The organism is Brachybacterium sp. AOP25-B2-12, from assembly GCF_052378625.1.
GTDB lineage: Bacteria > Actinomycetota > Actinomycetes > Actinomycetales > Dermabacteraceae > Brachybacterium.
This window is the reverse complement of the sequence record NZ_JBQSXW010000015.1, coordinates 21,740-42,263: the sequence shown is the minus strand read 5'-3', so window position 1 is coordinate 42,263 and position 20,524 is coordinate 21,740. Positions and strand designations below refer to the sequence as shown.

The following is a 20,524-nucleotide window of genomic DNA, read 5'->3' as shown; positions in this document are numbered from 1 at the left end:
GTCTGAGGGCGGCCGGCCACCGGTTGCGTGCTGTAATGGTGCAGGTCGCCCCAGGGAAGAAGGTCGCCATGACCGCTCTCGAGACCCGTGCCGCCCGGGAGTACACCGAGGCCGCCGCATTTGCCGCAGATGCGGTGATCTCGCGCTACTCGACGTCGTTCGGCCTCGCGACCCGCCTCCTGCAGGGACCGGCCCGTCGCCGGACCCGCTCGGTGTACGCGATGGTGCGGGTGGCCGATGAGATCGTCGACGGCGCAGCCGCCGGCTGCGGACTTCCGCCGGCCGAGATCGGCCGGACCCTCGACGCCTACGAGGCGGAGATCGAGAGCGCCCTGACCTCGGGTTTCAGCACCGACCTGGTGATCCACGCCTTCGCGAGCGCGGCGCGGGCCACCGGCATCACGACCGAGCTGACCCGCCCCTTCTTCGCCTCGATGCGCGCGGACCTGACCACCTCCACGTACTCCGCGGAGGCCTTCGAGGAGTACGTCTACGGCTCTGCGGAGGTGGTGGGCCTGATGTGCCTGCACGTCTTCGCGACCGATCGGTCGGTCCGGCCCGTCGCGCCGGACGACGCCCTCGTGGCGGGGGCCCGTCGCCTGGGCGCGGCCTTCCAGAAGGTCAACTTCCTGCGGGACCTGCGGGCCGACGACGGCCGCGGGCGCGCCTACTTCCCAGGGGTGGACCCCACCCACCTCACCGAGGCCGACAAGCACGAGCTGCTCGACGACATCGACGCCGACCTCGCCGCATCCCTCGGCGCCCTCGCGGCCCTGCCGGCGTCGAGCCGTGCCGCGGTGCGCCTGGCCCACGACCAGTTCGGCGAGCTCTCCGCACGCCTGCGGTCCACGCCGGCCGACGTGCTGCGCACCACCCGCGTGCGGGTGCCCGGGCACCGGCGGGCCGTGATCGTCGCCCGGGTTCTCGCCGAGCGCGCGACCGGGCGCCGCCTGCCGTCCCGGAGCGTCCGATGAGCCGCGCCGTCGTCATCGGCGCGGGCGTCGCGGGTCTGGCGACCGCGGCGCTGCTGGCGCGCGACGGGCACGACATCACGGTCCTGGAGCGCAACGACACCATCGGCGGCCGTGTCGGCTCCTGGGAGGCACAGGGGTTCCGCTTCGACACGGGCCCCTCGTGGTGGTTGATGCCGGAGTGCTACGAGCACTTCTTCGCCCTGCTCGGCACCCGCCTCGAGGACCACTTGGAGCTCGTGGACCTCGACCCCGCCTACCGCGTGTTCGGCGAGCGGTACGAGGGGCCGCTGGACGTCCGCACGGGCCGCGCCGCCGTGATCGACCTGTTCGAGAGCGTCGAGCCGGGCGCGGGGCGCGCGATCGCCGAGTACCTCGACTCCTCGCGCGAGGCGTACGACCTGGCCATCGGATCCTTCCTCTACACGACGTTCTCCCGGGTCCCGCTGCGGACCCTGATCCGCGTGCTGCCCCACGCCGGGCGCCTGGCGAGGCTGCTCCTGGAGTCCCTGCACGACCGGGTGGCCCGCACCGTCACCGACACCCGGCTGCGGCAGATCCTGGGCTACCCGGCGGTGTTCCTCGCGGCGACGCCCCGGACCGCACCGAGCCTGTACCACCTCATGAGCGCGATGGACCTCGAGGACGGGGTGCGCTACCCCCAGGGTGGCTACGCGCGGTTCGTCGAGGTGCTCGGCGAGCTGGCCCGCGCGCAGGGCGCGCAGCTCCGCACCGGCGTCGAGGTCACGCAGATCCGCACCGCCCCGATCGGCCGCACCGGGAGGCGCGCCCGCGCCACCGGCGTCGTCGCCCGCACCGCCGACGGTGCCGAGCTGCGTCTGGACGCCGACATCGTCGTCTCCTGCGCCGACCTCCACCACACTGAGACGGTGCTCGTCGAGGAGGGGCTGCGCACCTATCCCGAGCGACACTGGCGCCACGTCAGCTCCGGGCCGGGCGCCGTGCTGGCCCTCCTGGGCGTCGAGGGTGAGCTGCCCGAGCTCACGCACCACAACCTGTTCTTCACCGAGGACTGGGACGCGAACTTCGCACAGGTCTTCGGGTCCGAGCCCGTGGCACCGGAGCCCGCGAGCAGCTACGTGTGCATGCCCTCGGCCACCGATCCGCAGGTGGCGCCCGCCGGGGACGAGAACCTGTTCGTGCTGATCCCCGTGTCGCCGGATGCCCCGGACGGGCGCTCGGTGGGCGCAGGCGGCGTCGACGGCGCCGGGGACCCCGCGGTCGAGCAGGCCGTGGACCGGGCGATCGCCCAGATCGCCGACCGCGCCGGGATCCCCGACCTCGCCCAGCGCATCACGGTGCGCCGCACCATCGGCCCCGCGGACTTCGCCCGGCAGTACCACGCGTGGCGCGGCAACGCCCTGGGGCCCGCGCACACCCTGCGTCAGTCCGCCTTCCTGCGCGGCACCACCCGCAGCCGGCACATCCGCGGGCTGCTGTACGCCGGGGCCACCACGGCGCCGGGCGTCGGCGTGCCGATGTGCCTGATCAGCGCCGAGAACGTGCTCAAGCGGGTCCGCGGGGACACGAGCGACACGCCGCTTCCCGTGCCGGGTCCCACCGGCGGGGCCCGATGATCGCCTTCGCCTACCTCGCCGCGCTGCTGGTCAGCGCCGCGTCGATGGTGCTCATCGACCGCCGCTGGCGCCTGTACCTGTTCGCGGCACCCGGCCGGGTACTCGTGGTCCAGGCCGTGGGCGTCGGGTTCCTCCTCGCGGCCGACCTCGTGGGCATCGGCGCCGGGATCTTCCAGCGGGGCGAGGGACCATACCTCTCGGGTCTCGACCTCGCCCCGCACCTGCCCGTCGAGGAGCCGATCTTCCTGTGGTTCCTGTGCCACCTCACGATGCTCGTGTTCTGCGGGGTGCGCCGCGGGCTCGACGCCCTGGCCGACCGCTGCAGCGCACGGGACGGGGGCCCGGCATGAGCTACGCGATCCTGGCCAGCGCCGTGGTGGGCATCGCGGGTCTCGCCGCGGCCGGGATGCTGGTCATCGCGCGCGGGCGCCACCTCGGGCGCACGCTCGGGGCGATGGGGATCACCGCGCTCGTGATCGGCGTGCTGACCGCCGTCTTCGACTCGATCATGATCGCCGCGGGCCTGTTCCAGTACGTCGAGGAGCACCTGCTGGGGCTGTACATCGGCCTGGCCCCGATCGAGGACTTCTCCTACGTGATCGCGGCGACGCTGCTGCTGCCGGCGCTGTGGCTGGCTCTCGGCGGCAGGCGAGTGCGTGGCCGGACCGCGCAGGGGCCGGAGGCTCCGACGCACGGCGCGCTCGCCGGACGGGAACGTCTCGGGACGTCGGAGGGCCGGGGATCACGGACGGCGGGCTCACCGGCCGACCTCGGCCCGGACCCCACCGCACCACACCCCGACACCGATGGACCGCGCTCGTGACTGCCCGCCGCCGCTCCCTGCTGGCCGAGCTCGTGCTCGTGGCCCGGCCTCTCTCGTGGGTCAACACCGCCTACCCCTTCGGCGCCGCCTACCTGCTGTCCGGCGGCTCCCTCGACGCGACCTTCGTGGTGGGCGCGCTGTTCTTCCTCGTCCCCTACAACCTCGCGATGTACGGGATCAACGACGTCTTCGACTACGCCTCGGACCTGCTGAACCCCCGCAAGGGTGGCGCCGAGGGCGCGCTCGCCGACCGCTCGCGCCACCGGGCGATCCTCGTGGCCGCCGCCGTGACCTGCGTGCCCTTCCTCGTCTGGCTGTACGCGGCGGGGACCTGGGCCTCCGCGATCGCCCTCACGGTGACGATGTTCGCCGTCGCCGCCTACAGCGCCCGCGGCCTGCGGTTCAAGGAGGTGCCATTCCTGGACTCGGCGACCTCGGCCACCCACTTCGTGGGGCCCGCCGCCGTGGGACTGCTGATGTCGGGCACGCCCGTGCCGCTCGGCGCCGTCCTCGCGCTCGTCGCGTTCTTCGCCTGGTCGATGGCGAGCCAGGCCTTCGGCGCGGTGCAGGACATCGTCGCCGACCGCGAGGGTGGCCTGGCCTCGATCGGCACCGTCCTCGGCGCGCGGCGCACCGTCCGCACCGCGATCGGGCTCTACGTGGTGGCGGCCGCGGCGATGCTCGCGGTGCCCTGGCCCGCGACGGTCCTGGCCGTCGTGCCCCTCGTGTACGCCGCGAGCATCTGGCCGTTCCGCTCGCTGTCCGATGCCGAGGCCGAGCGCGCCCACGCCGGGTGGACCCGGTTCCTGTGGCTGAACTACGTCGCGGGCTTCCTCGTGACGATGGTGATCCTCTGGGCACGCCTGGGATGAGCGGCGACACCCTCACCTGCTCGGTGGTCGTGCCCGTGCTCGACGATGCCGCGGAGCTGCGCGGGCTGCTGGCGGCGCTGGCCGGGCAGACGGAACGTGCCCTCGAGGTGATCGTCGTGGACAACGGCAGCCGGGACGGCAGCGCCGAGGCGGCGAGAGCGGCGGGCTGCACCGTCGTCGACGAGCCACGCCCGGGCATCGCCGCGGCCGCCGCGACCGGCTACGACCTCGCCCAGGGTGATCTCATCGTGCGCTGCGATGCGGATTCGCGGCCCCCGCGCACCTGGCTCGCGGCGCATCGCCGTGCGCACGAGACCGCGCGCCCCGGGACCGTGGCCGTGACCGGCCCGGCGATGTTCGCGCTCTCGACACCGCTGCTCCCACTGGGGCCGGTGGTCTCGACCGCGTACCTGGGCGGCTACGTGCTCGCCTCCGGGGCGGCGCTGGGCCACGTGCCGTTGTTCGGGACGACGATGTCGATGCGACGGGATTGGTGGCAGGAGGTGGGCCTGGACGCCGCCCGAGGGTCGGACGTGCACGACGACATGGATCTGTCGTTCCGCGTCCGCCCCGGCGAGCGGGTGCGCCTGGCACCCTCGGTGCGGGTGGGCATGTCGCCGCGTGCGCTCCGGCCGGGTGCCGATGCCGCTCGTCGCTGGCATCGCGCGACCGCGACCCTGCGCCGCAACTGGCGCCGGGAGACCCCGTGGATGCGCTGGCACGCACGCCTGTGCCCGGAAGGAGAGGGCCGATGAACCCCGTCGAGATGCTCGTGATCCGGTGGACCGGGCTCATGCTCGCGGTGGTGTTCGTCCTGCGCGGACAGTGGGTCGAGGCCGCCGTGAGCATGCTCGTGGCCTTGGTCCAGGTGCTCGCCTGGCGCACCCGGCTGCCGCGTCCGTGGGAGGTGTACGCCTCGCTGACGAGCCTGCTGGCGGCCGTCAGCTCGTTCTTCCTGCTCTACGAGCGGATCGGCTGGTGGGATGTGCCCGTGCACATCCTGACGACCGGCGCCGTCGCCGTGCTCGCCGGGTGGGTCCTGCGTCGGGAACGTCTGCGGGGACGGCTGATCGTCGCGTGCGGGATGGTGCTGTCCCTCGTGTGGGAGGGCCTGGAGCTGTGGGGCCACGTCGTCGTGGACCCGAGGGTGTACGTCGCCGTGTGGGACACGGTGGGCGATGTGGCTTCGGGGGCGCTGGGATCGGTGATCGCCGCGTGGGTGTGGACGCGGTGGATCGAGCGGTCCGCGGTCGGGGCCGTGCTCCGGGGGAGCCGGGAGCATCGGCTGGATCGGTGACCCGGTGACCCGGTGATCCGGTGATTGGGCGACCCGGCGACCGAGCGACCCGGTGACCGTGGCCCAGGGTGCTGGGGCGCTAACGGCCAGGTCTCAGTGCGTCAGATGCCGCGCCGCCCGCCACCCCGGATCCGGGGCTGTCGCGAGTTCGCTGTGCACCGACTCCGCGAGCGCGGCCAACCGTCCCTCGACGTCCCGGTCCTCGCTGTCGGTGTAGACGAAGAACGTGGCCACGCCGTCGATGAGCTCGCGCCCCAGGTAGATCCCGGCGTCGCCCACGGCTGCGGCCAGCTCGTCGTCGATCGCGGTGATGCGGTCCAGGGCCTCGCCATCGGGCGGCCCTGCCGGGGCGTAGCGGATCGTCAGCTGGTGGCCCCGGTCGAGATGCGGCGCATCGACCCAGCGGACGTCGGAGCGGCACAGCCCGAAGATCGGCGTGCCGTCGTGCTCGCCGCCGAGGATCGACCAGGCGCCCGGGTTCTCGCGCCGTTCGCGGTCGAAGCCCTCGACGGCTTCGAGGACGGCCGAGGTGGGCAGGGCCGGGTCGGGTCGCGCGGCGAGGGGCTCGAGGGCTCCCACCCAGCGCTCGACGGCGTCCTCGCCCAGCAGCCAGTCGACCGCCAGGAAGCTGACCTGCCCGCGAAGGCCTTCGGAGATGGTGGGGAAGGCGGGGTGGAACACGCCGACGTGCACCCGGCGCACGTCCGGATCGGCCTCGACCGCGAAGACGAGCTCCGACAGCGACAGCTGGACGCCGTCGATCTCGAGGGAGTTCGCGAGGGCCGAGGTGTCCGCAGGTGTGGACGCGGAGTACTCCCAGCGGGTGTCGCCGTCCTGGGCCAGGCGCAGCCAGCGCTCGGCCTGGACCCGACCCTCCGGTTCCCCTCCCGCGCTCAGCACCAGGCGGTGCTCGGCGCGGTCGCCGGCCGTGAAATGCCAGCTCAGCGAGGGATGGATCGCCTCGGCGTGGTCCGAGAGCTCGTCGACCCAGCGTCCGGGCTCCGTCGGGTCGAGGCCGCGGCCCGAGGCCTCCCACCAGGTCCAGAAGTCGACGGTCGGCGGGGTGGGCAGGGTGGCGTCCTTGCGGCGGCGGAAGAGCGGCATCTGGTCAGTATGGGTGCCCTGGACCGAGAGGACCAGGCCCGCGCGACCTCAGCCCGCAACCGCCGCCCGCGCCGCCCCCGGCAGCGCCTCGGCGATCCGATCCAGCACATCGGCGTCGTGCGCCGTCGAGACGAACCACGCCTCGAAGGACGACGGCGGCAGGTAGACCCCGGCATCCAGCATCGCGTGGAAGAAGCGTCCGAAGGCCGCTGTGTCCTGCTCCTTGGCCTCGGCGTACGTGTGGACGGGCTCCTCGCGGAAGAACACGCTGAACAGCGTGCCCGCCGTCTGGATCACGTGGGGGACGCCCGCCGTGGTCAGCGCATCGGCCACGAGGCCGCGCAGCGCGACGGCGGTGCGGTCGATCGCGGAGTAGGCGGCGTCGTTCAGGCCCTCGAAGGTGGCCAGGCCCGCGGCGGTCGCCAGGGGGTTCCCCGACAAGGTGCCCGCCTGGTAGACGGGGCCGGCCGGGGCCAGCAGGTCCATGAGGTCGGTGCGTCCGCCGAAGGCGCCCACGGGCAGTCCGCCGCCGATCACCTTGCCGAAGGTCATGAGGTCCGGGGACCAGCCGCCGCCGTCGATCCCGTAGTAGCCCTCGCGGGAGGCGCGGAAGCCCGTCAGCACCTCGTCGGTGATGAGCAGGGCCCCGGCGCCGTGGGCCACGGAGGCCAGGAAGGCGTTGAAGCCCAGGCCGTCGCCGTGCTCGGTGCGCGAGGGCGGGACCACGCCCATGTTGGCGGGCGCCGCCTCGGTGATGATCGCGGCGATCTCGTGGCCGCGCTCGGCGAACAGGGCGCGCACGGCATCGCGGTCGTTGTAGGGCAGCACGACGGTGTCGCGGGCGGTCGCGGTGGTCACCCCGGCCGAGCCCGGCATGGCGAAGGTGGCGACGCCGCTGCCGGCCTCGGCCAGCAGCGCGTCGACGTGCCCGTGGTAGCAGCCGGCGAACTTCACGACCACGTCGCGGCCGGTCGCGGCACGGGCCACCCGCAGGGCGCTCATGGTGGCCTCGGTGCCGGAGTTGACCAGGCGCAGGGAGGAGACGGGCCCGATCCGTGAGACGACCTCCTCGGCGAGCGACACCTCCCCGGGCTGCGGGGCACCGAAGGACAGTCCGCGCCCGGCGGCCTCGCGGACGGCCTCGACGACCCGGGGGTTGGCGTGGCCAAGGATCATCGGCCCCCATGAGCCCACGAGGTCGACGTACTCGCGGCCGTCGACGTCACGCAGCAGGGCGCCCGCCGCGGACTCGATGAACGGCGGGGTCCCGCCGACGGAGCCGAAGGCGCGGACGGGGGAGTTCACGCCCGAGGGGATGACGCGGCGGGCCCGCTGGAACAGCTCCTCGGACAGGGCGCCGGTGGGCACGGCGGGATCGGCGGACGGGGTGTGCGAGGTGGTCATGGGTCCTCCTCCTCAGGATGCTCGGCCCCGAAGGGGCGCGGCACGGGACAGCGGATGCGGTGGGCGGTCGGGGGGGCAGACCGGGCGCGACGGCGCCAGGCCTCCCGGTCGGCTCAGACGAACTCGCGCAGGTGCGCGGGCAGGCCGTCGTGCAGCCAGGTCGCGACCTCGGTCGCGTAGTACGTGAGCACGCAGGTGGCGCCGGCCCGGCGGAAGGCGAGCAGGGACTCCAGGACGGCGCGCTCGCGATCGAGCCAGCCCTGCGCGCAGGCGGCCTCGATCATCGCGTACTCGCCGGAGACCTGGTAGGTGCCGACGGGCACGGGGGACGCCTGGGCCACGTCCCGCAGCACGTCGAGGTAGGGCAGGCCGGGCTTGACCATGACGAGGTCGGCGCCCTCGGCGAGGTCGAGCGTGAGCTCGCGCAGCGCCTCGGCGCCGTTGGCGGGGTCCTGCTGGTAGGCGCGGCGGTCCCCGGTCAGGGAGGAGTCGACGGCCTCGCGGAAGGGGCCGTAGAACGCGGAGGCGTACTTCGCGGTGTAGGCGAACAGGCCCACGTCCGTGAACCCCTCGGCGTCCAGCGCTCCGCGGATCGCGGCGATCTGCCCGTCCATCATCCCGGATGGGCCCAGCAGGTGAGCGCCGGCGCGGGCCTGGGAGAGCGCCATCTCCTGGTAGCGGACGAGCGTGCGGTCGTTGTCGACGCGGCCCTGGTCGTCGAGGACTCCGCAGTGGCCGTGGTCGGTGAACTCGTCGAGGCAGAGGTCGGCCATCACGAGGACGGAGTCCCCGAGCTCGGCGCGCAGGCGGGCGATGGCGCGGTTCATGATGCCGTCGGGGTCGCTGGCCTGGGATCCGGTCGCGTCCTTGGTGGTGGGCACGCCGAACAGCATGATCCCGCCGACGCCCACCTCGGCGGCCCGCCGGGCGGCGGCGACCAGGGAGTCCTCGGTGTGCTGGACCACCCCGGGCATCGAGGAGATGGGGGTGGGCTCGCCCGCCCCCTCGCGCACGAACATCGGCTCGATGAGGTCGCCCGCGCGCAGGGTGTGCTCGCGCACGAGGGAGCGCATGGCGCCGGTGGTGCGCAGGCGGCGCGGCCGGATCACGGGCGGGGTCAGGGGCAGGTCGGTGCGGGGGGTCGCGCTGGAGGTCATGTCTCTCCTTGCTGTCCCGCGGCGGTGGGCCGGGGGCGATGGGTGGTGCGGCGCCCGGACGGTGGCCCGGGTGGTTCGGGTGGTCAGAGGCTCCGTGGGCTCCGTGGGCTCCGTGGGCTCCGTGGGCTCCGTGGGCTCCGTGGGCTCTGTGGTGCCGGTGGCGAGCCGATCGATCGCCTCGCGGACGGCGACCGTCATGCCTGCGGCGGTGGGCTCGGCGGCCTGCGCGTCGACCCGCAGGCCGGCCTCCTGCGCGGCACGCGTGGTGGGCTCGCCGATGGTGACGACGGCGGTGGACAGATGGATGGGCAAGGATGCGGCCAGGCGCGCGATCATCCCGCTGGTCAGGACGATCGCCGCGTAGTTCCCGTGCATCAGGTCGCGCGGCACCTGCGGGTCCAGGGCCACGGACACGGGTCGGTAGGCGACCTCCTGCCGCACCCGATAGCCCGCGCCCGTGAGGCCCGCAGGCACGGTGTCCGCGGCGGCCGAGGACGCCGGGAACAGCACGGCTTCCCCAGGCACAGCGGGGGCGGGCAGCTCCTCGACGAGGGCGGCCCCGGAGCCGTGCGCCACGAGGTCCGGGGAGACCCCCGCCTCCCGCAGCGCCGCTGCGGTCCCCTCGCCGACGACGGCGATGCGAGTGCCCTCGGGCACGGCGAAGAGCACGCCACGACGGTCCTCGGAGCCGTCGAAGGCGCTCAGCGCCGTGACGGCCGCAGGGCTCGTGAGGACCAGCCAGGCGAAGGCGCCGTCGGCGAGGTCCTGGACGGCCTCGCGCAGATCCGTGTCGGCCTCGGGCAGCAGCTCGAGGAACGGATGGTGCTCCGGTGCGAAGCCCGTGTCACGCAGGCGCTCGACGAGGTCGTCGGTGCGCCCCGCGGGGCGGGGGAGGAGGACACGCGGGGTCGCTGTCATGGGCGCGCGTCCCCGTGCGGAACCACGGCGCCGGGCGTCTCGACGGCGGCGCCCTCCTGGGCGGCGTGGCCCGCCGGCTCGCGGTCCTCGTTCCCCGTGAGCACGGCGGCGGCACCGTCGTCCAGCAGCAGCGCGGCCAGGCGCGTGCCCAGGTCCGCGGCGATCACCGCGACGGCGGCGGCCTCGGCGGCCAGGTCCACGCGTGCGGCGAGCGTGCCCTCGAAGACCTGGGCGCCATCGGGGGAGATCGCCAGGCCCCGCAGGGTGAGCTGGTCCCCGTCGAGGTGCCCGAGGGCGCCGACGGGGGCGCTGCAGCCGGCCTCGAGGGCGCGCAGCAGGGCCCGCTCGGCGGTGACGGCCGCGCGGGTGGCGGGGTCGTCGACGGCCGCGGCGGCGTGGGCCAGCGTGATCCCCGCGAGCTCGCCGTGGAGGTCGGCGCTGCGGCACTCGACCGCGAGCGCGCCCTGCGCCGGGGCCGGGAGCATGACGTCGACCTCGAGCAGCTCGGTGATCGCGGCCTCGCGGCCCAGGCGCTGCAGGCCCGCGGCGGCGAGCACCACGGCGTCCAGATCCGCGTCCGGGCCCTGGGCGCGGGCGAGGCGGGTGTCGACGTTGCCGCGGATCCCGACCACGCGCAGGTCCGGGCGGGCCCGCAGGAGCTGCGCGGCCCGGCGCGGGGAGCCGGTGCCCACCTGCGCGCCGAGGGGGAGAGTCGCGAGCGTGGCGCCGTCGCGGGCGCACAGGGCGTCGCGCACGTCCCCGCGGGCGGGGATGCACGCGAGCTCGATGCCCTCGGCCGGCTGGGTGGGCAGGTCCTTGGCCGAGTGCACGATCGCATCGACCTCCCCGTCCAGCAGCGCCTCGCGCACGGCGGTCACGAACACGCCGGTGCCGCCGATGCTCGCGAGCGGGCTGATCCGGTCGCGGTCCCCGTGGGTGGAGACGTGGACCAGCTCCACCTCGAGCTCGGCGCGGCCCGCCGCCTCCGCGAGCGCGCGGCCCACGAAGCGGGACTGCACCTGGGCCAGCTCCGAGGCGCGGGTGCCGATCCGCAGCGCGGTCACGGCGCCGCCAGGTACTGCTCGGACGCCTCCGGGCCGACGGCGGTCGCGATGTCCGCGGGGGAGTCGACGGCCGAGGTGGTGGGCACGATCGGCCCCCGGGCGGTGCGGCAGCAGTTGACGCCGCAGATGTCGGCGCAGGCCGGGAAGTCGGTGACGACCTCGCGGGAGTCCCGGACGCCCAGACGCTCCTCGATGAGGTCCACCAGACCGGCGACGAAGCGCGGGTCGCCGCCCGCGGTCGCGACGCGGCGGAACCCCAGGTGGTGCTCCTCGGCGGACTCCTTGGCCTCGTTGTCGAGGTCCCAGACGACCTCGACGTGGTCGGTCACGAAGCCGATGGGCACGACGACGACCGCGTCGGTCCCGCCGTCGGACGCCAGGCGCTCGATGACGTCGTTGATGTCGGGCTCGAGCCACGGGATGTGCGGGGCCCCGGAGCGGGACTGGTACACGAGCTCCCAGGGCGAGGCGGTGGCATCGGCCCGATCGGCCCGGGCCGCGAGCTGCTCGATGACGTACCGGCAGGCGGCGAGGTGCTGGGCGACGTACCAGCCGCCCGAACCCTCCTCACGGGTCTCCTCGGGGCCGGAGGCATCGGCCATCGTCAGCGGGATCGAGTGGGTGGAGAACAGGATGCGGGTGCGCTCGGGGGCGTGGCCCTCGGCGGCGAGCTCGGACAGGGCCGCGGCGACGCCGTCGGTGACCGGGTCCAGGAACCCGGGCATGTTCATGTAGACGCGCACCTTGTCGATGCTGAGGCGCCCGAACAGGTCGTTCTCCGCGAGGGCCTTGCCGAAGTCCTCGCGGTACTGCCGGCACGAGGAGTACGAGGAGTACGCGCTCGTGACCAGGCCCAGCACCCGCTCGTGGCCGTCGGCGTGCATCTGGGCGACGGTCCGGGCGGTGTACGGCTCCCAGTTGCGGTTGCCCCAGTAGACGGGAAGGTCGATCCCGCGGGAGGCGAGCTCGGCCTCGAGCGCCGCGATGAGGTGGCGGTTCTGCTCGTTGATGGGGGAGCGGCCGCCGAGCGCGAGGTAGTGGTGGCTGACCTCCTCAAGGCGCTCGTCGGGGATCCCGCGGCCGCGGGTGACGTTGCGCAGGAACGGCATGACGTCCTCGGGGCCCTCGGGGCCGCCGAAGGACGCGAACAGCACCGCGTCGTAGGCATGGGGCGGGGCGTCGACGGGGCTGGTGCCCGCCGTCGGCGTCGCGCTGCGGGGCGAGGTGTGGGCCTGCGTGCCCGGGGCGGCGGTCACAGCAGGATCTCCGCGACGTCACCGGTGGTGGCCAGGCGCCGTCCGACGTGGAAGGGCAGCTCGTCGCGCACGTGCAGGCGGGCGTCGGAGTAGCGCAGGTGGCGCATCATGTCGACGAGGTCGTGGAGCTCCTCGGCCTCGAAGGACAGCAGCCACTCCCAGTCGCCGAGGGCGAAGGAGGCGACGGTGTTGGCGTGCACCTGCGGGAAGTCGCGGCCCAGCATGCCGTGCTCGCGGAGCATGCGGCGGCGCTCCTCCTCGGGCAGCAGGTACCACTCGTAGGAGCGGGTGAAGGGGTAGACGGTGATCCACTCCCGCGGCGTCGCGGACTCGCTCATGAACGCGGGGGCGTGGGAGCGGGAGAACTCCGCCTGACGGTGCACGCCGACGGCGGCCCAGGCCCGTACGAGGCCCTCGGCGGCGGGGGACCGCTCGAGGATCCGCAGGGCGTGCTGGAGGGACTCGGGGCGCTCGGCGTGCATCCACACCAGCAGGTCGTCCTCGGGGCGGAAGCCGCTGGCGTCGTAGATCCCGCGCACGGTGACGTCGATCCCGGCGATCTCGGCGAGCACCCGGTCCAGCTCGGCGGCCAGGCCGTCGCGGTCCGCGATCGCGCCGTCGGCGGCGCCCGGGGCGCCCGTGCGCGTGAAGACCGTGTACGAGGTATAGCGGAAGATCTCGCGGCCGCCCTCGGCGGCGGGGTCCTGCGCGGGCCCGGGGTGGTGCTGCTCGGTCATCGGGACTGTCCTTCCATGACAGGGGTGGTGGGGCGAAGTGGACGGGCCGGTGCTGCCGTTGCCGCCGCCGGTGCCGCTGCTGCGGACGGGGCGGCGGCGGTGCGGCGGCGGTCGGCGGCGGCGAGGGCGTCGATGCCGGTGCCGTCGCGCCAGGAGCCGACGAGCTCCAGCGGAGGGTGCGGGGCCTCGGCGGCGAGCACCGTCGTGAGGCGGTCGAGGGCGTCGCGGTGCCCGGGACGGCTCTGGCGCATGGCGTTGTCCCAGCTCACGACGTGGACGCCATGCAGCTGCGTGCGATCCAGGGGGACGCCGAGGATCGCCGAGGCATCGGCCAGCGCGAGGTCCGGCAGGGCGTCGTCGTCGGCGGGCAGGGTCTCGCCGGGACGCCCGTAGGACAGCCGCACGATGTGGTGGGGCGCGGCGGCGTCGGCCAGGTGCGGCCACTTGGCGGTCATGTGCGTGAGGGCCTTGGCGCGGATCCCCGGGGTGCCGGGGGCCACGAGGGCGCCGGTGCCGACAGGGGCCCCGTCCAGCGCGGGGGCGTCCAGGACCAGGGCCACGAGGCGCACGGGGGTGGGCGGCGCCTCGGGGATCGCGGCGGCCACCTCGGGCGCGGCCACCGCGAGCAGGGCCGCGGCGACGTCGGGCGGGGTCGCCAGGATCAGGGTCGTGGCGCTGAGCTCCGTGCCGTCGGCGAGGGTGGCCTGCCAGGTGCTGTCGCCGTGGCGCAGGGTGCGCACGTCGGTGCCGGTGCGCAGCTCGGCACCGGCGGCGCGCAGCTCGCGGTCCAGCGCGCGGGGCAGGGCGGCCATCGAGGGGCTCAGCGAGCGCACGGCCGTGCCGGTCCCGGCGCCTGCAGGGCGCAGGGCCCGCACGGCGGCGGCGAGCGAGCCGTGGGTGCGCACGGCGGCCTCGAGGCGGGGCAGCAGGGCGCTCAGCTCCAGGGTCTCGGGATCGCCCGAGTGCACGCCGCCGACGACGGGCGCCACGAGGCGCTCGGCCACGCGGCGGCCCATCCGGCGGCGCACGTAGCGGCCGATCGGGACGCCCGGCTCCAGGGCGTAGGTCGCGGGCAGGAAGCGCTCGGCCCAGGCACGCAGGGCACCGAGGGTGCCGACGACGTGGCGGACGTCGGCCGCGAGCGGCCGGCCCGGGATGCCCAGCAGGGCGCCCCGCGGTGCGCGGCGCACCCCGGCGGCCGAGACGAGGCGCGAGCTGCGGCCCGGATCGGGGGAGACGATGTGCTCGGCCAGGCCCAGGGCGGCCATCAGCTCCGTGGCGGCGCCCGTGGCCAGGCCGAAGGACTCGGCGCCCGCGGCGACCTCGATGCCGTCGGCGTCGAGCGCGGCGATCGCGCCGCCGAGGGCGTCGGACGCCTCGACGAGCGTCACCGCGGCCCCGGAGCTGGCGTGGCGTCGCGCGGCGAGAAGCCCGGCGAGGCCGCCGCCGATGACGAGCGTGCGGTCGGTCATGCGCGCGCGGCCTCCGCGGGGGCGGCGGGGGCGTCCGCGACGGGCAGCGCGCCGGTCGCCCGGGGGGCCGGCTGCTCGTGCAGGAAGGCGACGAGGTCGGTGAGGACCGCGGCGTCGGTCTCGGGGGGCACCCCGTGGCCGAGGTTCACGACATGGCCCGGTGCGGCGGCGCCGGCGGCCAGCACCGACAGGGCCTCGGCCTCGCGCGGGCCCGCGCCCGTGAACAGCACGGCGGGGTCGATGTTGCCCTGGACCGGGACGCCGGGACCCAGCAGGTCCACGGCGTGGTCCAGGCGGATCCGGTGGTCGACGCCCACCACGGTCGCGCCGGCGTCGTGCATCGCGGGCAGCAGGTGGCCGGTGCCCACCCCGAAGTGGACGCGGGGGACGGGGAGGTCGGCGACCGCGCCGAGCAAGGCGCGCGAGTGGTCGATGACGTGCTCGCGGTAGATCTCCTCGGAGAGGCTGCCCACCCAGGAGTCGAACAGCTGCACGGCGCTCGCGCCCGCGAGCACCTGGGCGCGCAGGAAGCGGCCGGAGAGCTCGGCGACCCAGGCCGCCAGGCGCGCCCAGAGGTCGGGACGGTCGCGCATGAGCGCACGGGTGCGCAGGTGGTCGCGGCTGGGGCCGCCCTCGACCATGTAGGAGGCGACGGTGAACGGCGCCCCGCAGAAGCCGATCAGCGGGGTGGTGCCGAGCTCGCCGACGGTCAGCGCGACGGCCTCGCGGATCGGGGCCAGGGCCGCGTCGAGGTGCTCGTCCAGGACGGGCAGCGCGTCGATGTCGGCCTCGGTGCGGACCGGGTGGTCGAAGACGGGGCCGCGTCCCGGCACGATCTCGACGGCGAGACCGGCGATCCGGGCGGGCACCACGATGTCGGAGAAGAAGATGCCGGCATCCACGCGGTGGCGGCGCACGGGCTGCGCGGTGATCTCGGCGACGAGGTCCGGGGTCAGGCACGCGTCGAGCATGGCCGTGCCCTCGCGGGCGGCACGGTACTCCGGCAGAGAACGCCCTGCCTGGCGCATGAACCAGACGCTGGGCGGGGCGTCGGTGACCTGCCCGCGGTAGCGCCGGATCAGGGGTGCGTCGGCGGTCCCTCCTGCCGCGCCCGCCCGCCGCAGCGGGTGGTCCTGCGGGAGCAGGGATTCTGACGTCGCGTCGTGAAAAGTGGCCTCTGACGTGCTGTTCTGTTCCATCGCCCGTCCATTGTGCACATGTCTCCTGGACGATGCCGGGACATGGGCCCCGAGCGTGTGCGACGACTCACCGCCCCCGCCTGAACGCCCCGCGGGCGGGGGCCGATGCCTACCATGGGCATCATGCTCGCCGCCCTCCGCGCCACCCACGAGCACCTCGATCTCGGGGTGCTCGATGCTCTCACCCGCGGCGCCGAGCACCTGGACCACGTCATCGAGCGCCTGAACGTCCGCGCCGGCGAGGCCGCGGGGGAGGACGGGCCGCCGCTGGCCGGCTGGGCCGTCGTCTCCACCTGCAATCGTCTCGAGGTCTACCTCGATGCCCACCGCTTCCACGACGGCGTCGAGCTGGTGGCCGCGGCCGTGGCCCGCACCAGCGGCCTGGAGCCCGAGCACGTCGCGATGTGCCTCGAGACCGCGACCGGCGCGCCCGTGGCCGAGCACCTCTACGAGGTGACCGCGGGCCTGCGGTCGATCGTGATCGGCGAGGCCGAGATCGCCGGGCAGATCCACCACGCCTTCGAGACCTCGCGCGCCGCGGGCTCGACCACCCCGATGCTCAACGATCTGTTCCAGATCGGGTTCCGCCACGCCAAGCAGGTCACGGCCCGCACGCCCGTGGGCGCCGCCGGCCGCAGCGGTGTGGCGATCGCCCTGGACCGTGCGGCCCGCGAGCTGGGGGACCTCCGCGAGCGCAGCGTCCTGATCATCGGCACCGGCGCCTACGCGCGCCTGGCGGCCGCCGAGCTCACCCGCCGCGGCTGCCGCGCCGTCCACGTCCACTCCGCCTCCGGACGCGCCGTCGACTTCGCCGCCCGCCACGGCATCGATGCCGTCGGGCCCGGCGAGCTGCCCGGCCGCCTCCACGACGCCGACCTCGTGCTCGCCTGCTCGGGCCGCGGCACGAGCCTGTTCCCCGAGCACTTCCTGCACGCCGGGCCCACGCTGATCCTGGACCTGGCCCTGCACTCGGACCTGCACCCGCTGCTGCGCCACCTCGCCGACGTGCGGATCCTGAACCTCATGGACCTCACCGTCGCCGTCGACGACTCCGCCGCCGAGCCCCTGGCCGACGCCGAGCGGATCGTGCTGGACGGCGTCGAGTCCTTCCGCCAGAAGCAGGAGTTCCGCCGCATCGACCCGGCGATGGTCGCCCTGCGGCGCTCCGTCTCCGAGGCGGCCGATGCCGAGATCGCGGCCCTGCGCCGCCGTCCCGATGGCGTCGCCGAGGAGGTCGAGCGCGGGATCCGCCGGATCCTGGCCAAGGTCATGCACTCGCCCACCGCCCGCGCCCGCCGCCTCGCCGAGGAGGGCATGGCCGACGAGGTCGTCGACGCCTTCCACACCATCTTCGGCATCGAGATCGCTGACGACGAGGACGCCCCCACCGCGATGGGCGCCTCCGCCGGGTGGATGCGCCTGGACCGCACGGTCCCGCCGCGCCTGGACGCCGACGCCCCCCGCCGCGACGACGCGCAGCTCGAGGCGGAGCTGGCCCGCATCGCCGCGGTCGCGCCCTCGTGCCCCATCGGCGTCGCCGCCGTCCCCAGCACCCCGGAGGTCCCCGCATGAGCGAGCAGACGCCCCCGTCGACCGAGGACGCCGAGGCCCGCATGCGCGCCGCCTACCAGGCGCTGCCGCTCGTGCTGGTCGAGCACGACGCCGATGACGTCGAGGCGCTCTCGGCCCGGCTCGAGCTGGTGCGCGCCTGCGCCGAGGCGGGATTGCTGGACGATGCCCTGCTCCAGGTGCGCGAGCTCCACAAGGACGCCGGTCGGCGCCATGGTCGGGAGCACCCGATGACGCTGGAGGCCCGGGCGCTGCACGAGGAGCTCGAGGCCCGGGCGGATGCGTCCGTGGGCTAGAGGGTTGCCCGAGCACGCAATGAACTTTGAGCAAGTGCCTGGCCAGTGCTGACTTCAAAAGGTGCAAACAGCAGGACGTTCGCATTTGGGGTTAGTATCCCCTGTCTGGATGGGGCCCTGACAGGGCGGCCGGTTTCGAGAGATGATGTCGATTGCCGAGTGGTCTGGCCCGCGCTTTGGAGCGCGAATAACGGAGAAGCGAAGGGCTCGGTAGTGATTCCCGGGTCATACACAGGTCATTGCGATACCTGATTGATGTCTATCCGGTGTTGACTATTGCAAAGAAGTGTGTCACGGTGAATTCATGTCGCACGATCGTAGCGATCGAAGGCCTCCGAGGTGACGCTTATGGATGTGGATCGAAAACGCTCCGACGATTTGAACACAAGGTCTGCTGCGGCAGTGCTCGCGGAACTTTTCGCGGTGAGTGTCGCCGCACTCGTGCTGGCATTCTTGATTTTATCGTTGGCGACCCCGAGGTCGACAGATGGGTCCATTGATGTATTGCGAGTTCTTTCGTTGGCCGGCGCATTGGGGAGCGACCTCAGTTCGAGCCTCCTCGATGGTCTGGTCGTTCTTGTAAGTGTACTGGCCGGCATTTACATACTTGTTCTCAGCGGTGCTTATATCTACAAGGATCCCGATAGAGTGTTTGGCCTGCGAAGAAGGCTGGGGGTTCTCGGGGAAGCGTTCTTCGCTGCGATGTGCATCCCCATGACGTTCTCGCTCATTTGGTATATCGGGAATGGTTCGATGCTGGGCAGGCTTACCGTGATCGTTCCTGTGTTCTTGGTCGCATTTTCCCTGGCGATGGGCCTCGGGGTGTTCGTGTCCAATCCGCCGGCCAAGGAGAAGGAGATCGCGGAGAATTGGATCGAATGGCGCGATAATCGGATTTCGTCGATCCTTGAACGCGGGGGAGGCGTGAACGAGCAGAAATGGGGCTGGCTCACTTCGATTCTCGGCACAGCTGGCGTTTCCTCCGTGGTCGGTTCTCTCGCGTTGTGCACACTGGTTTTGCGAACGAATTCGTGGATTGCGTTGATGGTTGTTGCGGCTCCAATTTGTATCGGCACGCTGCCCTTTTGTGCAGTTTCTGCAATGTGGGTCGTCACCCGTAACGTCGAACGGGATGTCTTCACCCGCATAATATCCTGGATCGCCGTCGTTCTTGGGTACCTGTTTGGAGTTTTCGTGATGGTGGCCGTGTGGCACCAATTTGGCTCAGGTGCTGGGGTCTCTGCGGCTTTTATTCTACTGACAACGCTCGGATCTACGCTACTGCCGCCTAAGCGCCTCGGAATTTTATCAAGATTCACCGTAAGTGGCGGCGGGGTCGCGTATTCACTATTTCGTCTACGTAAGCAGTCCGATAAGGATCGTGCGACGATCAACCGAATCTCTGATTCGGTGTGAGTGAGGGGTTACGGCCGCCAGAACGCCCCCGCCACGCGCGACAGCGCGATCGGGTCCGCGACGGCGCACAGCTCCCGTGCGGAATGCATCGACAGCAGGGCGATCCCGGCGTCGATCGTCGTGATGCCCAGGCGGGTCGCCGTGATCGGGCCGATGGTCGAGCCGCACGGCACCGCATTGTTGGAGACGAACTCCTGGTAGCGGACGTCGGCGGCCTCGCAGGCGCGGGCGAAGATCGCCGTGCCCACGGCGTCGGTCGCGTAGCGCTGCTGGGCGTTGAGCTTGAGCAGCGGGCCCGCGCCCAGCCGCGGCCGGTTCACGGGGTCGTGGCGGTCGGGGTAGTTGGGGTGCGCGGCGTGCCCGGCATCGCACGAGAGCACCGTCGAGGAGGCGAGCACCTGGCGCAGGCTCGCGTCGTCCCCGCCGAGCGCCGCGTGGATCCGCACCAGCACGTCCTCGAGGAACGGGCCGCCGGCCCCGGAGCGGGACGCCGAGCCCACCTCCTCGTGGTCGTTGGCCACGAACAGCGGCAGGGGCGAGCCCGCCGGTGCGTCCTCACCGGCCGCGAGGTCTGCGAGGGCGCGCACCCCGGCATGGGTGGAGGAGAGGTTGTCCAGGCGTGCAGAGGCGAGGAACTCCTCGCGGGCGCCGATCACGGCGGGCTCCTGGGTGTCGACGGTGACGACGTCGTAGCCGAGGATCTCGGAGCGGTCGATCCCGGCGGCCTCGGCCAGCAGCGCCAGCGGGTCCAGAGGGCCGCCGCCGGTCAGCGCGAGGATGGGCTGCAGGTGCCGCTGGGGGTCCAGGCGCAGTCCCTCGGCGTTGACGCCGCGGTCCAGGTGCACGGCCAGCTGAGCCACCCGCGCCACGGCCCCGGTGCTCACGAGGACGCTGGAGCCGTCGCGCAGGGCGAGCCGCCCGGCCAGGCGCAGGTCGCGGTCCAGCCAGGAGTTCAGCAGCGGCCCGCCGTACACCTCGACGCCCGCCTGCTCGAAGCCGTCCGCGGAGATCCGCGGGTGGGGCTTGAGCTTGAGGGCGGGGGAGTCCGTGTGCGCGCCGACGATCCGCACCGCCGTCCCGGTGCCCAGGTCCGAGGGGGCGCTCCACGCGATGATCGACCCGTCCCGCACGACGTAGCGGTCCCCGGAGACGGCCTCCGCGTCCCACGCCTGCGTCTCCTCCAGCGGGGTGAAGCCCGCCGCGGCCAGGCGTCGCGCGGACTCCGCGGCGGCGTGGAAGGACGACGGGGAGGCGGTGACGAACGCGCCGAGGTCCTCGGCGAAGGCGCGGGCGTCGGCGGTGGGGGCGGTCGTGGCGGGGGAGGTCATGGTGCCATTCAAGCACCGGCGGCCGCGCGACCGGGATGCCCGG

19 protein-coding genes and 1 pseudogene are annotated in these 20,524 nt (G+C 73.4%); 10 read left to right on the top strand and 10 right to left on the bottom strand.

Annotated features, from left to right (window positions below):
- Nucleotides 1–68 precede the first annotated feature (68 nt).
- From ACT3TZ_RS11460 to ACT3TZ_RS11430, 7 genes are read left to right on the top strand one after another with little or no spacing between them, the layout of a single operon-like run.
- Nucleotides 69–974 (top strand): phytoene/squalene synthase family protein, encoded by a 906-nt coding sequence (locus ACT3TZ_RS11460; protein WP_444583553.1) that lies wholly within the window; start codon nt 69–71, stop codon nt 972–974.
- Nucleotides 971–2,569 (top strand): phytoene desaturase family protein, encoded by a 1,599-nt coding sequence (gene crtI / locus ACT3TZ_RS11455; protein WP_444583552.1) that lies wholly within the window; start codon nt 971–973, stop codon nt 2,567–2,569. The genes ACT3TZ_RS11460 and crtI overlap by 4 nt, the downstream gene beginning before the upstream one ends.
- Nucleotides 2,566–2,919, top strand: a complete 354-nt coding sequence (locus ACT3TZ_RS11450) for a lycopene cyclase domain-containing protein (protein WP_444583551.1) — start codon at nt 2,566–2,568, stop codon at nt 2,917–2,919. Before crtI ends, ACT3TZ_RS11450 begins: the two co-directional genes overlap by 4 nt.
- On the top strand, nt 2,916–3,392 hold the full coding sequence (locus ACT3TZ_RS11445) for a lycopene cyclase domain-containing protein (RefSeq protein ID WP_444583550.1): 477 nt from the start codon (nt 2,916–2,918) through the stop codon (nt 3,390–3,392). The genes ACT3TZ_RS11450 and ACT3TZ_RS11445 overlap by 4 nt, the downstream gene beginning before the upstream one ends.
- The gene (locus ACT3TZ_RS11440; protein ID WP_444583549.1) at nt 3,389–4,264 is read left to right on the top strand and encodes a prenyltransferase; all 876 of its coding nucleotides are present in this window, start codon (nt 3,389–3,391) and stop codon (nt 4,262–4,264) included. The genes ACT3TZ_RS11445 and ACT3TZ_RS11440 overlap by 4 nt, the downstream gene beginning before the upstream one ends.
- A complete protein-coding gene (locus tag ACT3TZ_RS11435) occupies nt 4,261–5,019 on the top strand; it encodes a glycosyltransferase (protein ID WP_444583548.1) in 759 nt (252 codons plus the stop codon). Before ACT3TZ_RS11440 ends, ACT3TZ_RS11435 begins: the two co-directional genes overlap by 4 nt.
- Nucleotides 5,016–5,561 carry a hypothetical protein gene (locus tag ACT3TZ_RS11430; RefSeq protein WP_444583547.1) on the top strand — a complete coding sequence of 182 codons (546 nt, stop codon included), beginning with the start codon at nt 5,016–5,018 and terminating at the stop codon, nt 5,559–5,561. The genes ACT3TZ_RS11435 and ACT3TZ_RS11430 overlap by 4 nt, the downstream gene beginning before the upstream one ends.
- Nucleotides 5,562–5,654: 93 nt before the next feature.
- On the opposite strand, the gene ACT3TZ_RS11425 is transcribed toward ACT3TZ_RS11430, so the two are convergent.
- The 9 genes and pseudogenes from ACT3TZ_RS11425 to hemE all read right to left on the bottom strand — a co-directional run bounded on the left by ACT3TZ_RS11425 (nt 5,655) and on the right by hemE (nt 15,872).
- Nucleotides 5,655–6,665 (bottom strand): hypothetical protein, encoded by a 1,011-nt coding sequence (locus tag ACT3TZ_RS11425; protein ID WP_444583546.1) that lies wholly within the window; start codon nt 6,663–6,665, stop codon nt 5,655–5,657.
- A gap of 48 nt (nt 6,666–6,713) precedes the next feature.
- The gene (hemL, locus tag ACT3TZ_RS11420) at nt 6,714–8,069 is read right to left on the bottom strand and encodes a glutamate-1-semialdehyde 2,1-aminomutase (protein WP_444583545.1); all 1,356 of its coding nucleotides are present in this window, start codon (nt 8,067–8,069) and stop codon (nt 6,714–6,716) included.
- Nucleotides 8,070–8,182: 113 nt separating this feature from the next.
- Nucleotides 8,183–9,226 carry a porphobilinogen synthase gene (gene hemB / locus ACT3TZ_RS11415; RefSeq protein WP_444583594.1) on the bottom strand — a complete coding sequence of 348 codons (1,044 nt, stop codon included), beginning with the start codon at nt 9,224–9,226 and terminating at the stop codon, nt 8,183–8,185.
- 204 nt (nt 9,227–9,430) lie between these two features.
- Nucleotides 9,431–10,144 (bottom strand): annotated as a pseudogene (locus ACT3TZ_RS11410) (uroporphyrinogen-III synthase); the annotation flags it as partial.
- Nucleotides 10,141–11,208: a hydroxymethylbilane synthase gene (gene hemC, locus ACT3TZ_RS11405; RefSeq protein WP_444583544.1), complete on the bottom strand. Its 1,068-nt coding sequence runs from the start codon at nt 11,206–11,208 to the stop codon at nt 10,141–10,143. The gene hemC and the pseudogene ACT3TZ_RS11410, both read right to left, overlap by 4 nt.
- Nucleotides 11,205–12,464, bottom strand: coding sequence for a ferrochelatase (locus ACT3TZ_RS11400; RefSeq protein WP_444583543.1), 1,260 nt, complete (start codon nt 12,462–12,464; stop codon nt 11,205–11,207). The genes hemC and ACT3TZ_RS11400 overlap by 4 nt, the downstream gene beginning before the upstream one ends.
- Nucleotides 12,461–13,201: a hydrogen peroxide-dependent heme synthase gene (gene hemQ / locus ACT3TZ_RS11395; protein WP_444583542.1), complete on the bottom strand. Its 741-nt coding sequence runs from the start codon at nt 13,199–13,201 to the stop codon at nt 12,461–12,463. Before hemQ ends, ACT3TZ_RS11400 begins: the two co-directional genes overlap by 4 nt.
- Nucleotides 13,198–14,673, bottom strand: a complete 1,476-nt coding sequence (gene hemG, locus ACT3TZ_RS11390) for a protoporphyrinogen oxidase (protein WP_444583541.1) — start codon at nt 14,671–14,673, stop codon at nt 13,198–13,200. Before hemG ends, hemQ begins: the two co-directional genes overlap by 4 nt.
- Nucleotides 14,670–15,872, bottom strand: coding sequence for a uroporphyrinogen decarboxylase (hemE, locus tag ACT3TZ_RS11385; protein ID WP_444583540.1), 1,203 nt, complete (start codon nt 15,870–15,872; stop codon nt 14,670–14,672). Before hemE ends, hemG begins: the two co-directional genes overlap by 4 nt.
- Nucleotides 15,873–15,995: 123 nt before the next feature.
- Between hemE and ACT3TZ_RS11380 the strand changes: the two genes are divergently transcribed.
- The 3 genes from ACT3TZ_RS11380 (at nt 15,996) to ACT3TZ_RS11370 (ending at nt 19,153) form a co-directional block, all read left to right on the top strand.
- Nucleotides 15,996–17,444 (top strand): glutamyl-tRNA reductase, encoded by a 1,449-nt coding sequence (locus tag ACT3TZ_RS11380; RefSeq protein ID WP_444583539.1) that lies wholly within the window; start codon nt 15,996–15,998, stop codon nt 17,442–17,444.
- On the top strand, nt 17,441–17,737 hold the full coding sequence (locus ACT3TZ_RS11375; protein ID WP_444583538.1) for a hypothetical protein: 297 nt from the start codon (nt 17,441–17,443) through the stop codon (nt 17,735–17,737). Before ACT3TZ_RS11380 ends, ACT3TZ_RS11375 begins: the two co-directional genes overlap by 4 nt.
- 339 nt (nt 17,738–18,076) lie before the next feature.
- Nucleotides 18,077–19,153 carry a hypothetical protein gene (locus ACT3TZ_RS11370; RefSeq protein ID WP_444583537.1) on the top strand — a complete coding sequence of 359 codons (1,077 nt, stop codon included), beginning with the start codon at nt 18,077–18,079 and terminating at the stop codon, nt 19,151–19,153.
- A gap of 8 nt (nt 19,154–19,161) precedes the next feature.
- On the opposite strand, the gene ACT3TZ_RS11365 is transcribed toward ACT3TZ_RS11370, so the two are convergent.
- Nucleotides 19,162–20,481, bottom strand: a complete 1,320-nt coding sequence (locus tag ACT3TZ_RS11365; RefSeq protein WP_444583536.1) for a M18 family aminopeptidase — start codon at nt 20,479–20,481, stop codon at nt 19,162–19,164.
- Nucleotides 20,482–20,524 lie beyond the last annotated feature (43 nt).